16 protein-coding genes, 2 tRNA genes and 1 riboswitch are annotated in these 16436 nt (G+C 44.2%); of the genes, 15 read left to right on the top strand and 3 right to left on the bottom strand.

Features of this window, described 5'->3' with window-relative positions; translation table 11 throughout:
• The first annotated feature begins 12 nt into the window (after nucleotides 1–12).
• From astD to speD, 4 genes are all read left to right on the top strand, one after another.
• Nucleotides 13–1485: a succinylglutamate-semialdehyde dehydrogenase gene (astD, locus tag MHN81_RS17050; RefSeq protein WP_023397733.1), complete on the top strand. Its 1473-nt coding sequence runs from the start codon at nucleotides 13–15 to the stop codon at nucleotides 1483–1485.
• Between the two features lie 196 nt (nucleotides 1486–1681).
• A complete protein-coding gene (locus MHN81_RS17045) occupies nucleotides 1682–2020 on the top strand; it encodes a DUF3802 family protein (protein WP_172642397.1) in 339 nt (112 codons plus the stop codon).
• A gap of 70 nt (nucleotides 2021–2090) precedes the next feature.
• Nucleotides 2091–2498, top strand: coding sequence for an OsmC family protein (locus MHN81_RS17040; protein WP_023397735.1), 408 nt, complete (start codon nucleotides 2091–2093; stop codon nucleotides 2496–2498).
• Between the two features lie 92 nt (nucleotides 2499–2590).
• Nucleotides 2591–3400 (top strand): adenosylmethionine decarboxylase, encoded by an 810-nt coding sequence (gene speD / locus MHN81_RS17035; protein ID WP_023397736.1) that lies wholly within the window; start codon nucleotides 2591–2593, stop codon nucleotides 3398–3400.
• A 42-nt stretch (nucleotides 3401–3442) separates the two neighbouring features.
• Here speD and MHN81_RS17030 read toward each other — a convergent pair whose 3' ends face one another.
• The gene (locus MHN81_RS17030; RefSeq protein WP_239426291.1) at nucleotides 3443–5557 is read right to left on the bottom strand and encodes a TonB-dependent receptor plug domain-containing protein; all 2115 of its coding nucleotides are present in this window, start codon (nucleotides 5555–5557) and stop codon (nucleotides 3443–3445) included.
• Between the two features lie 107 nt (nucleotides 5558–5664).
• Between MHN81_RS17030 and MHN81_RS17025 the strand changes: the two genes are divergently transcribed.
• The 8 genes from MHN81_RS17025 to MHN81_RS16990 all read left to right on the top strand — a co-directional run bounded on the left by MHN81_RS17025 (nucleotide 5665) and on the right by MHN81_RS16990 (nucleotide 13175).
• Nucleotides 5665–6054 (top strand): acyl-CoA thioesterase, encoded by a 390-nt coding sequence (locus tag MHN81_RS17025; protein WP_023397738.1) that lies wholly within the window; start codon nucleotides 5665–5667, stop codon nucleotides 6052–6054.
• Between the two features lie 97 nt (nucleotides 6055–6151).
• Entirely contained in the window at nucleotides 6152–6559 is a 408-nt protein-coding gene (locus tag MHN81_RS17020) for an META domain-containing protein (protein WP_052027333.1), read from the top strand.
• Nucleotides 6560–6591: 32 nt separating this feature from the next.
• Nucleotides 6592–6693: riboswitch (TPP riboswitch) on the top strand.
• Nucleotides 6694–6872: 179 nt separating this feature from the next.
• The gene (gene thiC, locus MHN81_RS17015) at nucleotides 6873–8825 is read left to right on the top strand and encodes a phosphomethylpyrimidine synthase ThiC (RefSeq protein ID WP_023397740.1); all 1953 of its coding nucleotides are present in this window, start codon (nucleotides 6873–6875) and stop codon (nucleotides 8823–8825) included.
• A 48-nt stretch (nucleotides 8826–8873) separates the two neighbouring features.
• Nucleotides 8874–9896: an FAD-dependent oxidoreductase gene (locus MHN81_RS17010; protein ID WP_239426290.1), complete on the top strand. Its 1023-nt coding sequence runs from the start codon at nucleotides 8874–8876 to the stop codon at nucleotides 9894–9896.
• On the top strand, nucleotides 9893–10090 hold the full coding sequence (gene thiS, locus MHN81_RS17005; protein WP_023397742.1) for a sulfur carrier protein ThiS: 198 nt from the start codon (nucleotides 9893–9895) through the stop codon (nucleotides 10088–10090). The genes MHN81_RS17010 and thiS overlap by 4 nt, the downstream gene beginning before the upstream one ends.
• Nucleotides 10091–10888, top strand: coding sequence for a thiazole synthase (locus MHN81_RS17000; RefSeq protein WP_023397743.1), 798 nt, complete (start codon nucleotides 10091–10093; stop codon nucleotides 10886–10888).
• A 17-nt stretch (nucleotides 10889–10905) separates the two neighbouring features.
• Nucleotides 10906–12426: a bifunctional hydroxymethylpyrimidine kinase/phosphomethylpyrimidine kinase gene (thiD, locus tag MHN81_RS16995; RefSeq protein ID WP_239426289.1), complete on the top strand. Its 1521-nt coding sequence runs from the start codon at nucleotides 10906–10908 to the stop codon at nucleotides 12424–12426.
• Nucleotides 12423–13175 (top strand): HesA/MoeB/ThiF family protein, encoded by a 753-nt coding sequence (locus MHN81_RS16990; protein WP_023397745.1) that lies wholly within the window; start codon nucleotides 12423–12425, stop codon nucleotides 13173–13175. The genes thiD and MHN81_RS16990 overlap by 4 nt, the downstream gene beginning before the upstream one ends.
• Before the next feature lie 64 nt (nucleotides 13176–13239).
• On the opposite strand, the gene asd is transcribed toward MHN81_RS16990, so the two are convergent.
• Both asd and rsgA read right to left on the bottom strand, forming a co-directional pair.
• The gene (gene asd / locus MHN81_RS16985; RefSeq protein ID WP_023397746.1) at nucleotides 13240–14106 is read right to left on the bottom strand and encodes an archaetidylserine decarboxylase; all 867 of its coding nucleotides are present in this window, start codon (nucleotides 14104–14106) and stop codon (nucleotides 13240–13242) included.
• An 89-nt stretch (nucleotides 14107–14195) separates the two neighbouring features.
• Nucleotides 14196–15248, bottom strand: coding sequence for a small ribosomal subunit biogenesis GTPase RsgA (gene rsgA / locus MHN81_RS16980; RefSeq protein WP_239426322.1), 1053 nt, complete (start codon nucleotides 15246–15248; stop codon nucleotides 14196–14198).
• Between the two features lie 174 nt (nucleotides 15249–15422).
• Here rsgA and orn point away from each other — a divergent pair, with 174 nt between their 5' ends.
• The 3 genes from orn (at nucleotide 15423) to MHN81_RS16965 (ending at nucleotide 16430) form a co-directional block, all read left to right on the top strand.
• Nucleotides 15423–15968 carry an oligoribonuclease gene (gene orn, locus MHN81_RS16975; RefSeq protein WP_023397748.1) on the top strand — a complete coding sequence of 182 codons (546 nt, stop codon included), beginning with the start codon at nucleotides 15423–15425 and terminating at the stop codon, nucleotides 15966–15968.
• A 198-nt stretch (nucleotides 15969–16166) separates the two neighbouring features.
• Nucleotides 16167–16242, top strand: a tRNA-Gly gene (locus tag MHN81_RS16970).
• Between the two features lie 112 nt (nucleotides 16243–16354).
• Nucleotides 16355–16430 (top strand) — tRNA-Gly (locus MHN81_RS16965).
• Nucleotides 16431–16436 lie beyond the last annotated feature (6 nt).

Genomic DNA, 16436 nt, shown 5'->3' with positions numbered 1-16436 from the left:
TGGGATAGAATTATGACAACTCATGCAGCACAATTTATCAATGGTAAATGGTCAGCGGGTGAAGGCGCAGAATTTGCGTCTATCAACCCAGCAAACAACGAACAAATTTGGTCAGCAAACGCAGCGACTGCGGAGCAGGTTGATGGCGCAGTAAAAGCGGCACGCGAAGCATATTACCTTTGGAGTGACCTAACTTTTGAAGCGCGTTTAGATGTAGTTAAACGTTTTGCCGACGTTTTGAAAGAAAACAGTGAAGAGCTTGCTATTGCGATCGCAAAAGAAACGGGTAAGCCTCTTTGGGAAACGCGTACTGAAGCTGGCGCAATGGTAGGTAAAATTGCCATTTCAGAAAAGGCTTATCAAGAGCGTACTGGTGTTGTGGAAAATGCGATGCCAGTAGGTCGCGCTGTGATCCGCCACAAGGCACATGGTGTTGTGGCTGTATTTGGCCCTTACAACTTCCCTGGTCACTTACCTAATGGTCATATTGTACCTGCACTATTGGCTGGTAATACAGTAGTATTCAAACCTTCTGAAATGACACCATATGTAGCAGAGCTAACGCTAAAACTATGGGAAAAAGCAGGCCTACCTGCGGGTGTTATTAACCTAGTTCAGGGTGAAGTAGAGACAGGTAAAGCGCTTGCGTCACATAAAGGCATTGACGGGTTATTCTTTACTGGTTCATCTCGCACTGGTCATTTCCTTCATGAGCAGTTTGCAGGCCAGCCAGGTAAAATCTTAGCACTTGAAATGGGTGGCAATAACCCACTTATCGTGAAAGATGTAACTGATACCAAAGCGGTTGTACACGATATTATTCAATCGGCGTTTATTTCAAGCGGTCAGCGCTGTACTTGTGCGCGCAAATTATTCTTGCCACAAGGCGAGCAGGGCGATGCGATTCTAGAGCAGTTGCTGCGCGCGACTAAAGCAATCAAGATTGGTAACTTTGACGACGCTGAACAGCCGTTTATGGGGTCAATGATCTCAGCTGCAGCAGCTGCGGGCATGGTTGCTGCACAGCAACAGCTTGTTGAGCTAGGTGGTGAGATCTTATTGGAGCTTAAGCAAACTCAAGGCACTGGCTTTGTAACTCCGGGTATTATCGAGTGCACAAATGTAACTGATTTCCCTGATGATGAGCACTTTGGTCCTCTTCTTAAAGTATTCCGTTATACAGACTTCGATGCAGCTATTGAGCTTGCTAATGACACGAGTTTTGGTTTATCTGCGGGTCTATTGAGTGACAATGAAGCTGATTATGATCACTTCTTACGTCGTATTCGTGCAGGTATTGTGAACTGGAACCGCCCAATCACTGGTGCTTCAAGTGCAGCACCATTTGGTGGTATTGGGGCATCAGGTAACCATAGGGCAAGTGCTTACTATGCAGCTGATTATTGTGCATATCCGGTTGCCTCTGTAGAACTTGAAAAAGTTACATTACCAGGAAGCTTGAGTCCAGGCCTATCGTTAGATTAAAATTACCTTCATTAGGTAATTCACAATGTTGTTTTGTGCAACGTTGTGATGTGTGAGGTTAGCCTCACGCTTTATTCTTAAAAAAGCAGCATTTGCTGCTTTTTTTATTTTTCTGGGCCGCTCAAAAGTAGCAATCAGATCAAGTTTCTGCTTAAATCAATAGGAGATGTCATTGGTAAACTCAGGTGGGCAATATATGGTTTTAGATAAACAAGGATATGATGAGTTAGTCATGTATCTGACACAAAATTTAGCCTTGTTTGAAAAGCCGGGTGTGGTAAAGCCAAATGCACCTAAGGTCGTCGAATTAATAGAAGACGTAATTGCGGAACACGTAATTCGTTTATGCGAACAGCACACTGGCCTGTCAACGGAGCAGCGTAGCTTGATTGTGCGCGAAGTTGATGGCATTGTATACGACTTACAGGAAGTGCTGTCGAGCGTAGTAGATCAACGTGTTACAGAAGAACAGCAAGAGTTTATCGAAGAGTTTGCTGGGCTGGTGAAGAACTTATTTGATTCAGCCATCCAGTAGTCTTAATCTAATTTATTGTATTTTTAAACACCGCCTGCTGGGCGGTGTTATTCGTTTAGGGAGGTGCTATATGAAAGCAAGTGTGAAGTGGGTTGGCGGAGATACGTTTTTAGGGCTGTCGAACTCAGGGCATAATGTGGTATTTGATGCTGGTGCGGATAGTGCGGCACCCAGTCCCATGGAGATGGTTTTGATGTCAGCTGGCAGCTGCGCTTCTGTGGATGTGGTGAGTATTCTAAAAAAAGCAAAACAAAGCGTACAGAGCGTCGAAGTAGAACTGACAGCACAGCGCGCTGAATCAGCGCCTAGAGTATTCACAAAAATCAATCTACACTTTGTAGTTACTGGTGATAATGTGTCGGAAAAGCACCTAGCTCGCGCAGTCAATTTATCTGCTGAAAAGTACTGTTCAGTTGCCTTAATGCTTGAAAAAGCAGTTGAAATTACACATACCCACGAGGTTGTACAAGGCGGATAAAAATAACGCTTTTTAAGCTGCTATTTTTCGTATAAAATCCGCGAACTTTTAGTTCTGCAGTGCAGATTTTCTTGTTTTAAGGTGGGTCTATCGTGAACAAGCCCTTTAATAAAATTAAACTCCATGGCTTTAACAACTTAACAAAGAGTTTAAGCTTTAGTATCTACGATATCTGTTACGCCAAAACTGAGCAACAGCGAAAAGAGTATATTGAATATATCGATGAGCAGTACAGTGCTGATCGCCTAACCGATATTCTTAAAGAAGTGGTTGATATTATCGGTGCCAATGTACTTAATATTGCTCGCCAGGATTATGACCCGCAAGGGGCTAGTGTAACAATCTTAGTATCAGAAGAACCTGTAGAAGGCACTGTACCTCACTCACAAGAAACACCTGGACCTTTGCCAGATTCAGTGGTTGCACACTTAGACAAAAGCCACATATGTGTTCACACATATCCTGAAGCGCATCCTCACGATGGTATTTGTACATTCCGTGCCGATATTGAGGTATCGACATGTGGTATCATTTCGCCTTTGAAAGCACTGAACTTTTTGATCCACTCATTGGAGTCCGATGTTGTGACGATCGATTATCGTGTGCGTGGCTTTACGAGAGATGTGAATGGTGTAAAACACTACATTGATCACCCAATTCACTCTATCCAAAACTTTATGACAGATGATACAAAAGACGCTTACCAAATGGTGGATGTTAATGTGTATCAAGAGAATTTATTCCACACTAAAATGATGCTCAAAGAAACAGATCTCAATACCTACTTATTTGGTATTACGACGGATGAGTTATCGGAGCAAGAGGAAGAAGAAATTCGCCATAAGTTAAACCGAGAAATTCAAGAAGTATTCTACGGTAGAAACTTACCAGATGCCGAGTAACGGACTGGAAATAAAAAAACGGCGCTTTGAGCGCCGTTTTTATTATAACGTATAGTTAAATGTTAAACCGTATACTCTCGGTTCAGCATATTGCACATAAGTGTTGGTTGCCCAGCCGTTTCTCGGGTCATTACCAAATTCGAAACCACGTACAGGTAGATCTCTATCTGCTAAGTTTCTGCCCCATGCCGTTAGGCTCCAGCTGTCGCTGTAATAAGACACACTGGCGTTGATCAGGTTTTGGTTGGGCGCCTGTGAATTATGGCTATCAGAGAAGAAATAGTCATCTTTGCCTTCAAAGCCTAATTGAGCACTGATGCTGTCATTCAAATCATAAACAAATGAGAATGCATACTGATATTTTGGTGATTGTGCTTGTTCTCGACCATCAAAGTCATCACCACTAACAGTAATAAAGTCTTCAATCTTAGTGTCTAAGTAGCCTAGGCTGTATTGTAAAGAGAGAGCATCAAACAATTGACTCGTACCTTCGATTTCAAGGCCGTAATTTTTACCCTTGCCCGCATTGCTAATAAAGCCGGCAAATTGCACACCTTCTAATTGCCACTGTTTAAGCTGCATATCTTCTCTGTGCATATAAAATGCGGTGAGGTGTAATGTATGACGTTTGTCTTTTGATTGGCCTTTAACACCAAACTCGAGGTTCCAGAGGTACTCGGGGTCGAAAGTAAAGCCTGATTGAGGGATAGAGATACCATCGTCTTTGGCTTTCGCGAGTGCTTCACCGTTAACGCCACCCACTTTATAACCGCGATTTAAACTGGTATAGATCATTGTTTGCGGAACAACTTGGTATTCAAGTGCCACTTTACCACCGACCATGATGTCATCCGATTCAAGATCAAATGCGTTGCTATCTAAGTAATCGCTAGTATAAGACTCTACTCGAATCCCAGTGACTAGCCTGACATCCTCTTGTAGAGCTGTTACTTTGTGCGCAAATAGTGCGTGGTTTTGGGTTTCAAAGGTCGACTTGAATTGCGTTGGCAGATTGCCAAATTTGGTTCTTTGGCGATCTAAATCGACATCATGTCTGCGGCTGACAACGCCAATAACCCATGATTTATCTTTACTTTTAACTCTGATCTCAGCAGAGCCCCTTTCATGATCGCGGACATAGGCATCAAAGTATTGACCATAGTACTCAAGGTGATCAGGATGCAAGCCTGCTTCACACAAGATTGGCTGCGCAGTATCAGCACAAACCCAGTCTTCGTCATAGCTATATTCGGTATCAGCTTGAAGGCCACTGGTGAGAATTTCAATATCGACGGACGATAGGCCAGTGTAATCGGCAGTCAGTGAGAACGCGTCACTTTGTTGAGTGTCTTTACCTGGTTGGCTTGCGACGCTTTGGCGAGTATTGTCCAAGGTAAAGCCATCATAGCCGTTGTCAATATCAATGTGGTGATATACAAATCCAAGATTTAAATCATCGCTGGCTGCATAATTCAGTTTAAAGCGTGCGACACTTTCATCTAGATCTTGCGTATCGTCGTTGAGGTAGATGTTATCGACAAAACCATCAGACTGTTTTTGGTAAATGCTAGCGCGTGCAGTAATATTCTCCGATATGCCTGTACCGACTGCAATGCCAGCTTCGTGAGTTCCATAGTTTGCAGCACCTAATTTTAGATTGAGGCTCGGTGCTTGGGTTGGGCGATTTGAGTGAATATCGATGATCCCACCCATGGCATCGGCACCAAATTTAGTCCCTTGAGGGCCGCGATAAATTGCGACTTGGTCGGCGTCAAACAGCAAGGCACTGCCGCCTAATCCAGAATAGTTAATGTTGTCTATTAAAACGCCGACACTAGGCGTTATGGGGTCAACAAACTGTGAACGAAGGCCCACCCCACGGATCTGCACGAAGCGTCCGCGAGAAGCGCCTGCAGTAAAATTAACGTTAGCGGCACTATTGAGGATTTCATCCAAATAGCTGGCGCCACGAGTGGAAATTTCCGCTTCGCCAAAGACAGATGCACTAGCACTCAATGTTTGTAGTGATTCTTGTTGAAAATCGCCACTAACTTCGATGGTTTCAATGTTATTTTCTGTTGTTAAGGTTTGCTCGTCGGCAGAACTTGAAAATGCCATCATCAGCCCAAGGGTGAGTAAAGAGAGTTTTAATTTCATTCGTTTATATGTGTCCCGTGTTAGTTGCGCACTAGTTTAGCAAAAGCCCGACCAGATGACTGAATATTTGTGATATAAACTTTTGCAATCAATATAGAGGACGAAATATGACGTTTAAAGTTGACTTTAAAGTGAGAGATTATGAGTGCGATTTGCAGGGGATCGTGAATAACAGTGTGTATTTTAATTATTTGGAACATGCGCGCCATGAGTTCTTGGCATACAAAAACATAGACTTTGCCGCTTTGGCTGAACAAAAAGTCAACCTGGTCGTGATCCGCTCAGAAATGAATTACAAAGATTCACTGCGACCGGGTGATACATTTTATGTTGAAGTAGAGGTCGAAAAGGTCAGTAAATTAAAATTTGCATTTCATCAAAAAGTAGTAAGAAGCAGCGATGAAAAGCTGATGCTAGATGCGGTTATAACGGGTACATCGGTGAATGAGCGAGGTCGTCCGTTCCTACCTCCGGAAATTGACCTATTATTTTCTTAAAATTTGGCTAGATAGGCAATTTATTACATATTTTTACTGCCTATTATGTGACTCCAAGCGTTATAATTAACACTGATTATCAAACGATTGGTTTACCATGAAAATTTCCTTTTTATTATGCTTTTTGAGTGTGATGTTGATGGGATGCTCAAGTACAGGGACGGTAAACGCTGACACACTCAAATATTCTAGTTGGCAGTTTGTAGCGAAAGATACAGGCGCCAAACATGAACCTATCCGCATCGAGTTTTTAGATGCGTTTCGGGTAAATGGCTTTGCTGGCTGCAACCGTTTTTTTGGCCAAGGGGAGGTCAAAGAAGGGCAACTGTTTGTCACAGATATAGGCATGACAAGAAAACTGTGTGATCCGGACACAAATGAACACGAACAAGCGTTTTTAAACATGTTGCAAATTGGCGTGCCGCTTCAACATAGTCAAAATGAACTAGTTTTGCTGGGCGACTCAAAATGGCACTTTAAATTGGTAAAAGGTCACTTTGACTAATGCTGTGACATTCAGTAGACTTTGACTCAATTCGTTACTTGTCGGAGTGCCCTTGTGGGCTGAGATCGCTGTATTGCGGGATCCGTGGACCTGATCAGGTTAATGCCTGCGTAGGGAACAAGCTGTCCTAGTGTATCGCCATGCTTTGTATGGATACTAAGGCTGCCAAGTTTGTTAGTGTCGTGCTAATCAAACTATCCACCTGTATCACCCAAGTTGTAAGGTACTTAATGTATCTTAATTGCTTGTGTGAACCCAATCTCTTCCGTTTTGGAATTCTGACAAGACACCTTAACTAACAATGAGGCATGTCATGTCAAATAACAGTAGCAAGTTGTCACGTCGCGAGTCTCGCGAAGCGGCTTCGGAATTTATTTATAACCTCAAAGGTCAACCGTTTCCAAACTCAAAAAAAATCTATGTAGATGGAGAGCAGGAAGGCGTTCGCGTCGGCATGAGAGAAATTTCATTAAACGACTCTTTTGTTGGGGGCACTGAAGAGGAACCTATTTACGAAAAAAATGAACCAGTTAGGGTATATGATACGTCTGGTCCTTACACAGATCCTGAGTTCACCTTAAATGTGCGTGAAGGTTTACCTAAGTATAGAGAAGACTGGATCGTTAATCGTGACGACACTGAGTTATTGAACTCGGTAACCTCAAAGTTCTCTCAACAACGCATGGCTGATGAAGGGTTAGATCATATCCGCTTTGAAAACCTACCTAAAATTCGCCGTGCAAAGCCTGGTAAAAATGTGACACAAATGCACTATGCACGTCAGGGGATTATTACACCTGAAATGGAGTTTGTGGCAATCCGTGAAAACATGGGGCGCGCAAAGATCCGCGAAGAGTTGCTAGCGGAGCAGCATGAGGGGCAATCATTTGGTGCAGAGATCCCAGACTTTATAACACCTGAATTTGTGCGTTCTGAAGTTGCTCGAGGTCGTGCAATTATTCCAAATAATATTAACCACCCTGAGTCTGAGCCAATGATAGTGGGCCGTAACTTTTTAGTAAAAGTGAACGCTAACATTGGTAATTCATCAGTGACTTCATCAATTGAAGAGGAAGTTGAAAAACTAGTTTGGTCAACTCGCTGGGGCGCAGACACCGTCATGGATCTATCGACAGGACGCTACATCCATGAAACGCGTGAGTGGGTAGTGCGTAATTCACCTGTACCAATTGGTACTGTGCCTATCTACCAAGCGCTTGAAAAAGTAAATGGTGTTGCAGAAGATCTTACTTGGGAAATTTTCCGTGATACCTTAATTGAACAAGCCGAGCAGGGAGTGGATTACTTTACGATTCACGCGGGTGTGTTATTACGTTATGTGCCTATGACAGCGAAACGTGTTACAGGTATTGTATCGCGTGGTGGTTCAATTATGGCGAAGTGGTGTCTTGCACATCACAAAGAAAATTTCTTATACACGCACTTTGAAGACATCTGTGAAATTATGAAGCAGTATGACGTGTGTTTCTCGCTAGGAGATGGTTTGCGTCCAGGATCGATTGCCGATGCAAATGATGATGCACAATTATCAGAGCTGCGCACCTTGGGTGAACTGACCAAAATTGCTTGGGAGCATGATGTTCAGGTATTCATTGAAGGTCCAGGCCACGTTCCTATGCATATGATCAAAGAAAACATGGACGAGCAATTAAAGCACTGTCACGAAGCGCCTTTCTATACACTAGGCCCGCTGACGACTGATATTGCCCCAGGTTATGACCACTTTACATCTGGTATTGGTGCAGCGCAAATCGCTTGGTATGGCACTGCAATGTTATGCTATGTAACGCCTAAAGAGCATTTGGGTTTACCAAACAAAGAAGACGTAAAAGAAGGCCTGATCACCTATAAAATTGCAGCCCACGCAGCCGATCTTGCAAAAGGTCACCGCGGTGCACAGATCCGTGATAATGCATTATCAAAAGCGCGTTTTGAATTCCGTTGGCACGATCAGTTCAATCTGAGCCTTGATCCGGAAAGAGCTTTGTCGTATCACGATGAGACATTGCCGCAAGAATCAGGCAAGGTTGCACATTTCTGTTCAATGTGTGGACCTAAGTTCTGTTCAATGAAGATCACCCAAGATGTGCGTGATTATGCAAAAGAGCTTGAAGCGCGGGGCATTGATCCAAACAATGTTGGCGATGCAATTGAAATAAAAATGGTTGATGTTGAAGCCGAAATGAAAGCAAAGTCTGAAGAGTTCAAGAGCACTGGCTCTGAAATCTATCACAAAGCCATTTAACCTTATCGCGCTGCAATCTCGTTGCAGCGCACAACAACTGGAATTCTCATGACAGAGTACGGAGCAAAACCGTCCGTTGCTATCGTTGGGTTTGGCTTGGTTGGCAGAGTGGTCGCGTTGGAGTTAATGGCGCGATATCAGCTAACTATTTTTGAAAAAGATCCGCAAGACGCTCAAACTGGCGCGGGTACTTTAGCGGCAGCGATGCTGGCGCCTTTGGCAGAGTCGGTGATTTGCGATCAAGCCTTGGCAGAGCAAGGCTTAAAGAGCATCGCCATGTGGCCAAAATTGCTGGCCAAATTAGACTCTCAAGTATTTTTTCAGCAACAAGGCAGTTTGATTGTTGCCCATCAGCAAGATAGGGGCGATCTGCTGAGCTTTCAACAGCGTTTGAAGCCACTAAAGCAGCATCGAGCTGAGACCGTTAATCAGTTAGAAATTGCTAAACTGGAGCCCGAACTTGGCAGCAAATTTAGTCAGGGGCTGTTCTTGCCATGTGAAGGTCAACTTGATAACCAAGCTTTTTTTACCAGCAGTTATGATACGCTTGTTGCTCGTGGCGTACAGTTTCACTTTGCTCAAGAGGCGAAAATTGAAACGGGTAAGGTAAACAACCAAGCATTTGACTGGATCATAGATTGCAGAGGTTTCGGCGCAAAGCAGGATAAACCTGGACTGCGGGGTGTACGCGGTGAAGTCGCACGAATTTATGCGCCTGAAGTTAAGTTACAGCGTCCTGTTCGATTGATGCACCCAAGATACCCTATCTATATCGCACCCAAGCCGGATCATCAATTTGTGATAGGTGCAACCGAAATAGAGTCGCAAGATGCCGCTGATATTACAGTGCGTTCTACATTAGAGTTATTGTCGGCCGCATATACCGTGCACAGCGGTTTTGCCGAGGGGCGTGTGTTGTCGCTTAACGCAGGTTTGAGGCCTGCTTTTGTAGATAATCATCCACATATTGATATTCAAGATAATGTAATTTCAATTAACGGATTATATCGACATGGTTATTTACTTGCGCCAGTTGTTGTACAGCAAGCACTTTCAAAGGGGCTATTATGAATCTAACTTATAACGGAGAGGCTATTTGCGTAGATAGCGAACAGTCTTTACAGCAAATTATTGTCAGTAAAGGGGCGAAACCGCCTTTTGCTGTTGCGTTAAACGGCCAATTTGTACCAGCCGGACAACTTCCTGACACTAAGCCCAACAGTGGTGACAGTATTGAAGTCCTCTCACCTATTCAGGGGGGTTAAGTGAGTAGTTCAGATCACGAACAATTGAATATATACGGCGAATACTTTGATAGTCGTCTGCTCATTGGATCTGCTTTGTATCCGTCACCTCAAATTATGCAACAGGCGATACACAGCTCAGGTGCCGAGATAGTGACAGTCTCATTGCGCAGGCAAAATTCAGTATCTGCTGGTGAAGACTTTTGGCAGCTGATCAAAGAAACAGGCCTAAAAGTATTGCCCAACACAGCAGGTTGTCACAGTGTAAAAGAAGTGATAACACTGGCACAAATGTGTCGAGAAGTATTCAAAACCGATTGGATCAAGTTGGAATTGATCGGCGATGAATACAATTTACAGCCTGATCCATTCGGTTTGCTGGAAGCCACTGAAATACTCCTAAAAGAGGGATTTAAAGTACTTCCTTATTGCACTGATGATTTGGTGTTGTGTCAGAGGTTAGCGGATCTTGGCTGTGAAGTACTGATGCCTTGGGGAGCGCCGATTGGTACGGGGAAAGGCTTAATTAACGCATATAACCTGAAAACCATACGAGAGCGTTTACCTGAGCACACCCTGATTGTTGATGCAGGCTTAGGCGTGCCGTCACACGCCTGTACTGCGTTGGAGCTGGGTTATGATGCGGTGCTACTAAACAGTGCTGTTGCGGGGGCAGGTGATCCGGTTAAAATGGCAAAAGCATTTTCCCACGCTGTTGAAGCCGGTCGCATGGGCTATGTAGCAAAAGCGATGCCTGAAAAAGAAGTCGCAGCGCCTTCAACCCCAACTATGGGAATGCCTTTTTGGCATCAAAATTAAAGAATTTAGGAGTTAAAGTGTCGAAAGTTGTTTGGAGTATCGCTGGTTCTGACTCGGGAGGTGGAGCAGGAATTCAAGCTGATTTAAAAGCAATGCACAGTTTTGGAGTACAAGGTTGCACGGCGATAACTGCACTGACTGCGCAAAATAGTTTGGGTGTAGAATCTCTCAACGCGGTATCTACAGACGTGATCGAAGCGCAATTATTGGCGCTTGAATCCGATATGAAAGCGTCAGTCATAAAGATTGGCATGCTTGCTAATGTACAGCAAATTCAGCTCGTTGCTGAGCATATATCACGCTACAAGCAACGTTGGGACACGCCACCCACTGTGGTATATGATCCTGTGGCCATCGCGACAAGTGGTGATGCGCTGACCGAAGAAGATACCGTTGATGCGCTGAAAACCCACTTGCTTCCCTTGATCGATGTGATAACGCCAAACACACATGAAACCCAATTATTGACAGGTGTGTATTTGATCGGACCTGATGCGGTGCGAGAAGCGGCTGAAAAATTGCGTGCATTTGGCGTTCAATCTGTGGTGATTAAAGGTGGACATTGGGATTATCCAAAGGGATATTGCATTGATTACTGCTGGCATCAAGAAGAAGAGTATTGGCTGGGGAATGAGTCAATAAACACGCCGCACACACATGGTACTGGGTGTAGTTTGTCATCCGTGATCGCAGCAAGTTTAGCAAAAGGGTACCCGTTAAAAGATGCTTTTATCTTAGGTAAGGCGTATATCAATGCGGGCTTAAAATCTGCGATACGCTACGGCGAAGGTATTGGACCGGTGGCACATACTGCGTTTCCTCATAACATCGGCGACTATCCACAAGTTATTGAAGCGGGGAGTTGGTTGGGTGATGAACTTGAGTTTTGTGTGCCAGATGATTACAACTATGCGGCTGGGTTCGCGCCTATTGAGGGTGATTTAGGTTTATATGCTGTTGTTGATACCCTTGACTGGGTTGAGCTTTGTTTAAAGCATGACGTTAAAACAGTCCAGCTTCGCATCAAAGATGCTGACTCTCCAACCCTTGAACAGGATATTGCTAAAGCAATAGAGCTTGGTAACACCTATGGTGGTCGTGTGTTTATCAATGATCATTGGCAACTTGCGATAAAGCACGGTGCTTATGGTGTGCACTTGGGACAAGAGGACTTAAATGTTGCGGATTTAAATGCCATTAAACAAGCTGGGTTACGTTTAGGCTTATCGACACATGGTTTTTATGAAATGCTACGCGCGCACAATTACCGCCCAAGTTATTTGGCCTTTGGTGCTATCTACCCAACCACAACCAAAGATATGACGGGACAAATTCAAGGGCTAGAGAAGCTGCGTCATTTCGTACCATTAATGAAGTCGGAGTACCCGACGGTTGCTATTGGCGGGATCGATTTAGGGCGAGCCAGTGAAGTGGCAGACACAGGAGTCGGCAGTGTTGCAGTTGTACGTGCAATTACTGAAGCGCAGTCACCTGAGCAAGCTATTGTCAATCTTAAGCAGGCTATAGGCGAGCCATGAGTGAGGAATTAACCGATAGAGAGCGGCTGAGGTACAGTCGGCATATCTTGTTAGATAAAGTCACAGAAGCAGGCCAAATACAGCTCAAATCAGCTCATGTAGCAGTTATTGGTTGCGGCGGGCTAGGTAGCCCTGTTTTATTTTATCTGGCGGCCAGTGGCATCGGTACTTTGTCATTTTATGATGATGATAAAGTCGAGTTGTCTAATCTGCAGCGTCAAATCTTGTATAAAGTTAATCATTTGGGTCAAGGCAAAAGTCTTGCTGCTAAAAAAGTGTTGGCAAGTTTGAACAATGATATTCAACTCAATCCATATAATCTACGCCTCTCCAAAGATAACATTGAAGCGCAATTAAAAGAGGTTGATTGGGTCGTGGATTGTAGTGACAATTTCGCCACACGTTATTTACTCAATCAATATTGCTTTGATAATGGCAAGGTGTTGATCTCGGGGGCAGCGCAAGCCACCAGTGGTCAGTTTGGCTTTTTTGATTACCGTGAACAGAGTGCATGTTACGCATGTTTATTTCCTGAAACAGAGCAGAGTCGTGAAGGTCTCAACTGTCAAAATGCAGGGGTGATGAGCCCGTTGTTGGGTATGGTTGGTTCAATGCAAGCACAAGCTGTGTGTAACGCGATATTAGGTTTGCAAAAAGGGGAGAGCTTTTTTGTGAGCATTGATGCATTAACGCTTATGCAAAGGCGGTTTGCTTTAGCGAAAGACCCTGCATGTAAAGTGTGTAATTAAATCAATTTACGCAAAGTGCTGGCTAAGATACATGAAAAGGCCCAGAGTGGGCCTTTTACGTTTGTTATTGATTGATAGTCGCAAATGGCGTGCCCATTCTTGTCACCGTTTCAGGCTGTTGATCCGCGAGGAATTCAGCGGTTTCTGGACCCCACGATAGAATGACGGTCGAACCGAGCTTAAAACGGCCCATTTCATCACCTTTTTTCAATTTAATTGCTTGCGGCCCATCCGTAGGGTAATCCCAACTAAATACATCTTTGCCAGCTGGTGGAGTTACTGTACCAGCCCAGATTGTTTCGATGCTCGCTACGATGGTCGCACCAACAAGAACCATAGACAGAGGGCCAATCTCAGTATCAAAAATAGCTACGACTCGTTCGTTTCTAGCAAAAAGGTTTGGAACATTTTGTGCTGTTAATGGATTTACGGAGAAAAGGTCTCCGGGCACGTAAATCATTTTTTTAAGTACACCATCTACTGGCATATGAATGCGGTGGTAGTCTTTAGGCGCCAAATAGATAGTCGCGAATTTACCACCAAGGAATGGGGCGACGTCTTGTTCATTACCCCCTAGCAGTGTTTGCAGGCTATAATCATGGCCCTTTGCTTGGATAATTTGACCATCAACTACATCTCCTAACTGGCTAATCGCCCCATCCACAGGGTGCGCGATGATATGCTCTTCAGTCGCTAACGGGCGAATACCAGGTTTAAGCGGACGAGTAAAAAACTCATTGAAGGTCTTATAATGCGCAGGATCTTCGTACAATGCCTCACTCATATCAATCTTATACTGTTTGATAAACAGCTTGATCAATTGAGTTGTAAGCGCGCCGGCTTGGGCTGCGGCAAGTTTCCCCACTAAACGTGACACCGCGTGTTTAGGCAGCGCATATTGCATTGCAATTTTTATTTTATCCAAGTTCACATTATTTTCCTGAAGTATCTTGCCAAGAGCGTATCCGCTGCCATTGGCATTATTTAATTTAACTTATCTAAATCCGATGATGGATAATATCAAACTCTGGGTGCACGTGCACCTGCACGGCCATCAGCCATTGATTCTAAGATACGGTGGTAGCTGTCAAAACGCAGTTCACTGATTGCGCCTTGCTCAACGGCTTCGGTGATTAAGCAGCCTGGATCATTTAAGTGCTTGCAATCTCTAAAGCGACATCCGCCGATAAATTCTCTAAATTCCTTAAAGCACCAAGTGACGCGCTCTACTTCTAAGTGCCATAAGCCAAACTCTCTGATCCCTGGACTGTCAATGAGATTGCCGCCAGTAGGCAGATGGTGGAGTTTTGAAACAGTCGTAGTATGCTGCCCAAGGCCGCTATTTTCGGAGACTTCCTGCGTGAGTATATCGGCGTCGGGTAAAACGGTATTGACCAAGGTGGATTTACCGACGCCTGATTGTCCGACAAAAATATTATTTTTGTCTTTTAATAAATCTTTCAGCTCATCAATACCTTCACCTGATTTGTTACTAACAAGTAGCACGCGATAGCCCAAATCACGATAGATATCAAGCACCTCATCGACATACTCGAGGCCTTCTTGATCAAGTAGATCAATTTTATTGAGCAGCAATATGGGCTCAATACCCATGTCTTCACATGCAACTAGGTACCTATCAATAATTTGAGGTGTAAATTCGGGTACAACCGCTGACACCATTAATATTTGGTCAATATTGGCTGCGACCACCTTCACGCCATCGTAGAAGTCTGGACGGGTGAGTTGAGACCGTCTTTCTTCAACAGCTTCAATAACGCCAGCTAAATCTCCCTCGCTTACTTTTGCCCGGCGGAAAATAACATTGTCACCGCATACAAGGCTACCGACGGTGCGACGAATGTTGCAACGCAGGACATCGCCTCCTTCGACTTCAACATCCGCATGTTGGCCAAAGCGGCTTACAACAATAGCTGTCTCGGTTGGTCCGAGGTTGTCTGATTGCCACTGTAATTCAGCAGTTTCACTGTGTTTGGCCTTAGCCAAACGTTTTTGTTGGTTGGCCTTTATCCGTCTGGATTGGCCTTGACTGAGTTTTTTACGTTTTGCCATATCTATAAACTCACGAGACGAATTATTGCGAATGATTGGTGTATAAGCCATTCATAGGCTATAACTCAATAAAAATGCCCCGCTTTGTAAAAAAAAGCTTTTGGTCGAGTGATGAAGCTAATATGATATATCTAATTGCATTGGATCTAAAGGAAAGTACCGTTAAGGTAATGTATGTCTTTTCATGAATCAAACTTGGTCTGGCTCGACCTAGAGATGACAGGGCTAGAACCTAAAACAGATAAAATTCTCGAAATTGCAACTGTGATAACAGATTGCGATTTAAATGTGCTTGCTGAAGGTCCAGTGATCGCGATTCATCAAAGTGATGAGTTGCTTGATAATATGGATGAGTGGTGTACCAATCAACATGGCCGCTCAGGGTTAACAGCCCGCTGTAAAGCGAGTACTTTTAGCGAAGCAGACGCGATAGCACAAACTCTCGACTTCTTGAAGCAGTGGGTACCGCCGGGCAAATCACCTATGTGTGGTAACTCCATCGGGCAGGACCGTCGTTTCCTTCACAAGTATATGCCAGAACTTGAAGCATACTTCCATTATCGCAACCTTGACGTGAGCACGATTAAAGAGCTTGCAAGGCGTTGGCGACCAGAACTTTTAAATGATATCAAAAAGAAAAGCTCGCATTTAGCGCTAGACGATATCAAAGACTCCATTATGGAGTTGAAGGTTTATCAAGAAAAATTCTTCAATTTATAAAAAAAGCTTGCAAAGCATTTTGTATCTTGTAGAATCCTGCCCCGCTTGAAACGACAAGCTCTTAAGGCTAAGAGCGAGTTGATTAAGCGGGTTTTGTTCAAAATATCTGAGCAAACTATGAAGCGGCACTAGCTCAGCTGCTAAAACGTTAGACGCGACTCGTCGCGCTCCAGCGGACAATTTAGAGCAAACTGTGATGCGGCACTAGCTCAGCTGGTAGAGCGCGACCTTGCCAAGGTCGAGGTCACGAGTTCGAACCTCGTGTGCCGCTCCAACAAAAAAGTCTTATTAAATAATAAGCAAATATGATGCGGCACTAGCTCAGCTGCTGAAACGTTAGACGCGACCTGTCGCGCTCCAGCGGACAACTTAGAGCAAACTATGAAGCGGCACTAGCTCAGCTGGTAGAGCGCGACCTTGCCAAGGTCGAGGTCACGAGTTCGAACCTCGTGTGCCGCTCCAACAAAA

Source organism: Pseudoalteromonas sp. Of7M-16 (assembly GCF_022347805.1).
Taxonomy (GTDB): Bacteria; Pseudomonadota; Gammaproteobacteria; order Enterobacterales; family Alteromonadaceae; genus Pseudoalteromonas; species Pseudoalteromonas luteoviolacea_F.
Note: the sequence above shows the minus strand (reverse complement) of the source record. Positions and strands in the feature narration are given on the sequence as shown.